Annotated in this window: 5 protein-coding genes; all 5 read right to left on the bottom strand. The window is 69.1% G+C overall.

The features are described 5' to 3' along the window. Positions 1–205, bottom strand: a 205-nt coding sequence (locus E4L96_RS24110; RefSeq protein ID WP_220433452.1) for a hypothetical protein, incomplete at its 3' end; no start/stop codon positions are given. A 3-nt stretch (positions 206–208) separates the two neighbouring features. Further along, positions 209–3,787, bottom strand: coding sequence for a tubulin-like doman-containing protein (locus E4L96_RS24605; protein ID WP_267874340.1), 3,579 nt, complete (start codon positions 3,785–3,787; stop codon positions 209–211). A gap of 19 nt (positions 3,788–3,806) precedes the next feature. Continuing rightward, positions 3,807–4,295 carry a hypothetical protein gene (locus tag E4L96_RS18110; RefSeq protein WP_135208615.1) on the bottom strand — a complete coding sequence of 163 codons (489 nt, stop codon included), beginning with the start codon at positions 4,293–4,295 and terminating at the stop codon, positions 3,807–3,809. A gap of 11 nt (positions 4,296–4,306) precedes the next feature. Then, positions 4,307–5,794 (bottom strand): ubiquitin-like domain-containing protein, encoded by a 1,488-nt coding sequence (locus E4L96_RS18115; RefSeq protein WP_229414605.1) that lies wholly within the window; start codon positions 5,792–5,794, stop codon positions 4,307–4,309. Next, the coding region (locus E4L96_RS18120; protein ID WP_220433453.1) for a hypothetical protein at positions 5,791–6,911 on the bottom strand (1,121 nt) is incomplete at its 5' end. The genes E4L96_RS18115 and E4L96_RS18120, both read right to left, overlap by 4 nt.

Below are 6,911 nucleotides of genomic sequence, written 5' to 3' on the forward strand. Positions count from 1 at the left end.
CCGCATCCTCTGCCAAACCGCCGTGTGCCTGCAAGCCACCAGCCCGCGCCGCGGATGACGCGGCCCCCGCCAGCGCGGCGGCGGTCGCGGAGGCACCGGTGGTCTCCTGCGCCGTCCCGCAATACGGGCAAAAGCGGACCTTGTGCGGCATCCCGCGCGCACAAGCCGCGTTCACGCACCGCCAGTCCACCACACCGCGCTCCATCGCTTACTCCGGATCCGGGTCCGGCACCCCATCATCCGGATCAGGCACCGCATGCTCGAACAACCCCGCCAGCTCCTCGCCCGCCGTCCGCCAGCGCGCACTGCGCGGATCCCAGTCCATGTTCCAGACCTTGGTGTCCCGCGCCAAACGCCCCTGCGCCACCCGCTGCGCCAGTTCATCCAGCGAATAAGGCCCATGCTGCCGCCCATCGACAAACAGCTTGTAGCGCGCCCCCAGCACCGGCGCCGCCCGCGTGAACAGCGCCGCCGCCCGCTCCTCGTGCGCCAGGTATTCCGCCCGGATCACCCGCTTGTCGGCCGCGTTTTGCACCTCCCACGGATACGCATCGTTCGCCGACCCTGGCACCGCCTCGGTCCATTGCACCAGAATCGCCTGCGCCCGCTCGCGCTCCGCCGCGCCCAGGTCCGGCGCCACGGATGCCAAGCGCCGCTCCCACTGCTCCGCCACCCGCCGCGCCATCATGTGCGGCAGCGACAGCGACGGCAGCTGCGCCCCCGTTTCATCCGCCTCCAGCCGCGGCGCGTACACCCGGTTTTGATAGAAGCGCATCAGCGCCGCCAGCAGCAGCAAGCGATACGGCCCCACCGCAGCAAGCTTCTGCTGCACGCCCGCGATCACCTGCTCCCGATAGAACGACGGCAAACCATTGGAGCGGATCGCATACTCATTCCCGATCTGCAGCCACTCCCCCGACCCCGGCTCCACCTCGAACAGATACTGCCCGCGAGGCTGGAACGCCGCCTCGCGGTCGCCAAGATCCGGCTTGCGCCGCACGACACCCAGCGCGATCGCCTGCAGGAACCATTCGAAATCGTCCGCCAGCTTGTTCAACTCGTCCATCGACGGCGCGATGGGATGCCGGAAGCGCGTCGAGTCGAAGTGCAGATGCGTCGGAATCTTCGGGTTCTCGATCTGGTACGAAGTACGCCACGTCGGCAGCCCGCGCAGCACCGTCATCGGAATCCCGGACAGCTCGATGTAGCACACCGCGCGCCCCGGCATTCCCGTAGCGACCAGCGCCATGCGGTCCGGATGGAAGAACCCCGCCGGCACCGCCGCGCGGATCTCGCCCTCCATGCGCCGCCACGCCTGCACGTCGCCCACGCCGATGAAGCACTTGAACTGGTCCGCATTCGGCGTGAACTCCGCCGAGAAGCGCGCGTTCACCCACGGCATGGCGCTGCCGATCCACTCCATGAAGATGCGCTGCCGCTCCTGCGGCGACATGGTCGCCAGCCGGTCCAGCAGCGGATCGTGCGCGGCGTCCCGCTCCAGCTGCTCCACGCTGAGCTGCGTCTGCGCGCGGCGGAACAGTTTCAACAGTAGCTCGGCGCGCGTGCGCTCCTCGTCCAGCTGCGGGAACAGGCGCGCCGAGCCGCCGAATTCCAGCAGCACTTCCTCGCTCCACTTGGCCACGTCGCCGGTCAGGCGCGGCGCCTCCGGCACCACGTCGGCGGACAGGTTGATGTAGGTGGCGTGATCGTGCCGCGCGTCGGCCCGCAGCTGGCCGATGCGCTGGTCGACCGCGCCCAGCATGGCCTGCACCGCGCGCCGTCCCTGCTGGAACTCGCCCGCCATGCCGCTCCACTCGGTCTGCCCCTGCTCGTCCACCGCGCGCGGCTCGCCCAGCCAGGCGGACACGTTCTGCATCACCTCGATCGACTGGCTGGCCGCCACTGCCAGCAGGTGGAAGCGCAGGTAGTCCGCGATGTCGCGCTTCAGGTGCGCCATCACCTCGGGCGCGTGGGTGGCCTTGCCGAAGAAGGCGCGCGACGCCTGCGACAGGTTGTTCAGCGAATCTTCGACCTGGCGCGTGCGCAGCGCATCGCGGATCTCGCGGTAGCGCCGCCCGTTGCGCTCCGCCTGTGGCAGGTCGCGCTGGGCATAGCGCGCCTTGATCTGCTCCAGCATCGACAGCACGAACTCCAGACCGCCCTGGCGCCGGTCGTCCAGCATCGCATACAGTTGATTGCGCGCCCGCAGCTTGAGGCGCGCGGACAGCTCCAGCGTGTGGCGCTTGATGCGGTCCTCGCTGGTCTCCGCCGTGGCGCCGGCCTCGCGGATGGCGTCGCGCTCCAGGTTGGGCAGCAGTTCCACCACGCGCTCGCGCCAGTCCTTGACGTCGTAGGCGGCCATGATGCGGTCGATCTCGAACTGCACCTTGCTCTCCACGCGTTCGAGCAGCGAGCGCTCATCCTTGTCCTGCAGGAGCATGCCGGTCAGCGCGTAGTCGTGGAACGGCGCCAGGTCCACCGTGCCGCGCTTGAAGTCAGGGAACTCGGTGAACGGGTGCTCGCCCATGCCCAGCTGCTCGCGCATGAACACGTCGCGTTCCTGGTCGCTGGCGCGGCGCGCGGGTGCCCCGTCGCTGCCCGCCAGGCCAAAGAAGGCCTTCACCATCAAGCCCGCCAGTTCGTAGGCGCGGATGTCCTCGCGCAGGCTTTGCTGGGTGTCCAGCACCGCGTTGCCGAAGGCTGAGTAGACCTTGGAATAGGACAACCGCATGGCGCCGAAGCGCTGCTCCGGCACCTTGGGATTGAAGGGCCCCAGCTTGTGCTGCTGCTGGTTGACCGCCACCGAGCGTTTGCGGTTGGCGAAATCGGCGGAGGCAAAGTCCTCGAACAGCGTGTCCGCCACCATCTGGTAGACGTCCTTGATGTCCTGCGTGGCCTTGTTGGCCAGGTTGGCCGTGTCCACGAAATACACGTCGTCGAACGGCGCGCCACGGCCGGTCAGGCTGTCCGGGTCGGCCCAGCGCACCTGCGCGTTCATGTCGCGCATGGCCGTTTCCAGCTCCATCATGGTGGCGTAGGCGTTGGCCTCGGTGCGCTCCTTGTTGGCCTTCGCATACCCGGACGGCATGAACATCACCAGGTCTACCTGGCTGTCCGCCACTTCCTGCCGGGCGACGGCCTTGGCCAGCCAGCCCAGGTCCAGCGCACTACCCGCACCCGTGCCGCCTGCGTTGGACGCGATGACCACGATGCGAAACTTGGACGTGTCCACCTGCAGCCCGAGGCGCTGATAGTCTTCCTTGCGCTCGATGCCCGCATTGCTGCCCAAGGCATTCAGCGCACCCTTGATGCGGCCGCGCAGCTTGGCGTATTTGTCGAACAGGTAGAGCCGCGCCAGCGCGCGGATCTGGCCCGCCCCCTTGGACGGGTCGATGCCGAGGGAGCGCAGCTTCTTGGGCCGCAGCGGCATCCAGTTTTCGATCAGCGGAAAGCGCGCCAGGCTGTCGTCCGACTCGTGGTACTGCGGCAGGTCCAGCGGCTCGATCAGCTTTTCCTCGTCGGAGAGCTTCACCAGTTCGTACCAGGGGTCGGTCTGCTGCGACTTGCCTTCATCGATGACGGCATTCGTGTCCAGGTCCACATGCAGGAAGCGCGCGACCGGGAACTGGCCGATGGCGTCCACGCGCACCGGATGATGGCGGTTCCACACTGCGGACAGGATGCGGCGGCGGATGCGCAGCATGACTTCCATGCCGGTGCCGCCTGCGCCGATGAAGAGAGTCGGCCGCAGGTCGATCTTGAGTTCTGTCTTTCTGTCTTCAGCCATGATCATGTCCTCCGTGTGTCTAGCGGCGGCCAACGAAGAAGGCCGTCACCAGTGCGACAAGCCCCAGCAGCACCAGCGGCCCGGTGATGGCCCAGTTGAGGAACTTGCTGCCGTTGACCAGCGCCAGCACCACCGCCGCGCTCACGAACGCCAGGCCAGTGAACAGCAGCCAGCCCGCATTCGCGGCCGAGGAAGGCGCCACGCGCTTGACCACCAGGTGATGCACGTACGAGTTCCGCACAAAGAAATACACCACCAGCAGGAGCAGGAACACCACGCTGCCGATGGCGATGTCGCGCGTAGACGTATCCGTGACCGGCGCACCGGCGACCGGCGCGACCTCCATCTGCGGCGTGCCGGTGGCGGGCTGCGTACCGGCGGGGGGGGCCGCCGGAACCGAGGCCGGATTGGATGCATCCGGCACGCGGAAACCCGGATCGGTGTTCTGGGCCGTGGACGGGTTAGAGGTCGCGGAGGTCGCGGCGGGTGCGGACGATGTGTCTTGCATGGAGTTCCTCATCAGGTCTGCAGGCTGACCTGCGCGCCTTCGCGCAGGTCCACCAGCTGGTGGCCAAACAGGGTGGTCTTGAGTTGCGCGGCGACTGCGCCGCTGCGGTCATACACGGGCTGCACCGAGCCGGCGCGAGTGCGCACAGTGCGGCGTTCGCCGTCCACGTTCAGCACCACCTGGCGCGGACGGTTATAGGCGTACAGCGCGCCGCCGCCCGCCGCCAGCAGCGCCAGTGCGCCCCCGGCCAGGATCGCCAGCGGCGCCATGCCGAAATGGACGCGCACCTGCAGCGGCAGCACCGCGGTGGAACCATGAATGTCGGCGGGCGGCGTGAAGATGTCCGGCAGCGGGTCGCCGGGGAACAGCTCCTCCATGCGCGTGCGGAAGGCCTGGGACAGCTCCAGCCGCTGCCCGGTGAGCTGCACCTGGATACTCCCAGGGAGTATGTAGGCCGAGCCAGCGGACTTGAAGGCCTGGAGCGACCACACCGACGGCAGCTGCGCCACTGGCAGCTGCATGGTGGACGACAGCGGCACGGCCGACCCGGGTGCCAGCCGCGCGACCTGGTCCTTGGCCAGCACCACCGGGCGGTCTTCCCTGGCCAGCAGCGAGCGCGCGGTCACGCGGGCCGCTGCGATGGTATACGGGTAGATGGTGTTCTCCAGCTGCCAGTCGATACGCGCGGCCGGGCTGCGGGCATCGGAATCGACATCGGCCAGCAGCGCACCGTTTGGCGCCATCGAGAAGCCCACGCCCGGCGCCTCGCTCACGCGCACCGGCAGCAGGCGCACCGTGTCGCGGTCCAGTGGCTTGAGGCGCGCGGCCGGCTCGGTGATCACCTTCCCGATGCGGCCGGAGGCCAGCAGCGCCTTGAGGTCGCGCGCGCCCTCCTCGCCCACCGCGAACACGTACACCATCAAGCCATTGGCCTTGTACACACCGCCCTGCACCGGCATGCGCAGCGGGTAGGCCAGTGCCATGCGGATGTCCCCGCCTTGGTGGATCAGCTGGTAGAACTCGCGGTTGCGGCGCGCCGTGGCCTGGTCGTTGTTCGGGCTGTTGCGGTTGTTCGTGAAGACCCAGACCAGCCCCGGACGGCCATGCAGCGCGGTACGCACCGCGGAGCCGACCGCTTCGCTCAGGTCTGTGTCCGCATAGGCCTTGCTGCCCGGCTTGCGGGCCGGTTCCAGTGGCTGCAGCGCGGCGCGCACGGCGCGGCCGGTGTCGCCGTCGGCACGGCGGGCGAGCAGCGCGCGCGGGGACGGCGCATCGGGCAAGGACTGATTGAAGGCCGCCAGCACCAGCGCGTCGCCGGGTGCCACGGCGGCATTGGCCACGGCGGCCACCAAGGGTTTGAACTGCGAGTTCGGGTCCGTGTAAAACGGCTCCATCCAACCCGAGTTCTGGACCAGGAACACGTGCGACACGGCCCACGCGGGCGCGGCGAGCAGCCAGCTCGCGGCCAGCAGCAGCCAGGCGGTCCAACGCCGCCTCACGCCACGCCTCCCGTGTCCCAGCCGCGCATGGTGTGCCAGTCCGGGTGGTGCAGCCACAGCGCGCCGTCGTACACGAAGGGCACGCAGTCCACGGGGCGGGACAGGCGCGCCACTTCGTCCAGCACCACATTGGTCTGGCCGATCCATTCCACCGTGCTGCGGGCGATCGTGCGGCTGGCCAGGGCATCCTCGGCGCGGCCGGTGTACTGGTGCAGGCGCAGGACCAGTCCATGGGCGAGCACCTGCTGGCCGTCGTAGGCACGCAGCAGCGGCAGGACCAGCGCGTCGTCCGCATGCGGATCCTCGACGTCCTCCACATCCCACGGATCACCCTTGATCTCATGGCCGCGCCGGAACAGCAGGCTGGCGAAGCCGAGACGCGCGCCGTCGATGGGCCGCTGTTCGGGCGCGGAGGCCAGCAGCTCGACGAAGGAGTAGCCACTGCCGTCATGGCCCGCGAGCCACAGGCGGCCGTCGCGGCTCTGGGTCGGGCCGCCGAAGTCGAGGCGCGGCGTCCAGCCCTCGGGCCAGCGCAGGAATTCGGGCACGGCATCGGGGCGCCAGGCCAGCTGCCCTTCCGCGTGCAGCCAGGCCAGGCGGCCGTCGTAGGCAAAGGGGCGCGACCAGCCGCTGCCCGGCACGTCGAGTGGATATTCCTGCTGCTGCGAGAGATCGGCGGTGCCGGTCCATAGGGCCTGTCCATCCTTGACGATGCACGCCAGGTAGCGCCGCACGGCGCCTGGTGCGCTGCACACGGGCAGCTGCATCAGGGGCTGCGCGTGCCAGGTCTCGTTGACGGGGTTGAGCCACAGGCGCCGCAGCCCGCGCGCCGTCGGCACGATGCCCACTTCGCCACGCTGCGGGTTCCAGTTCGGCAGCCAGCCGTAGGCGGACTGGGTGAAGCGGATGTCGTCAGCCGGGTCCTCAGGCTGGAACACCTGCCACAGCCTGCGCGCCGGGTCCCAATACTGCAGCACGCCGCGCGTGTAGGCCAGCGCGATCAGGCGCTGCACGGGGTAGCCGAAGTGCGCGGCGGCGAACACGCAGACCGCGTTCGGCGGTGCGGGCATGGTGCGGTCCGGGCGCGGAGCGGCATGGCGCACCCGCTGCTCCAGGG

The sequence above is a fragment of the Zemynaea arenosa genome, from assembly GCF_004614185.1.
In the GTDB taxonomy this organism is placed as follows: Bacteria; Pseudomonadota; Gammaproteobacteria; order Burkholderiales; family Burkholderiaceae_D; genus Telluria; species Telluria arenosa.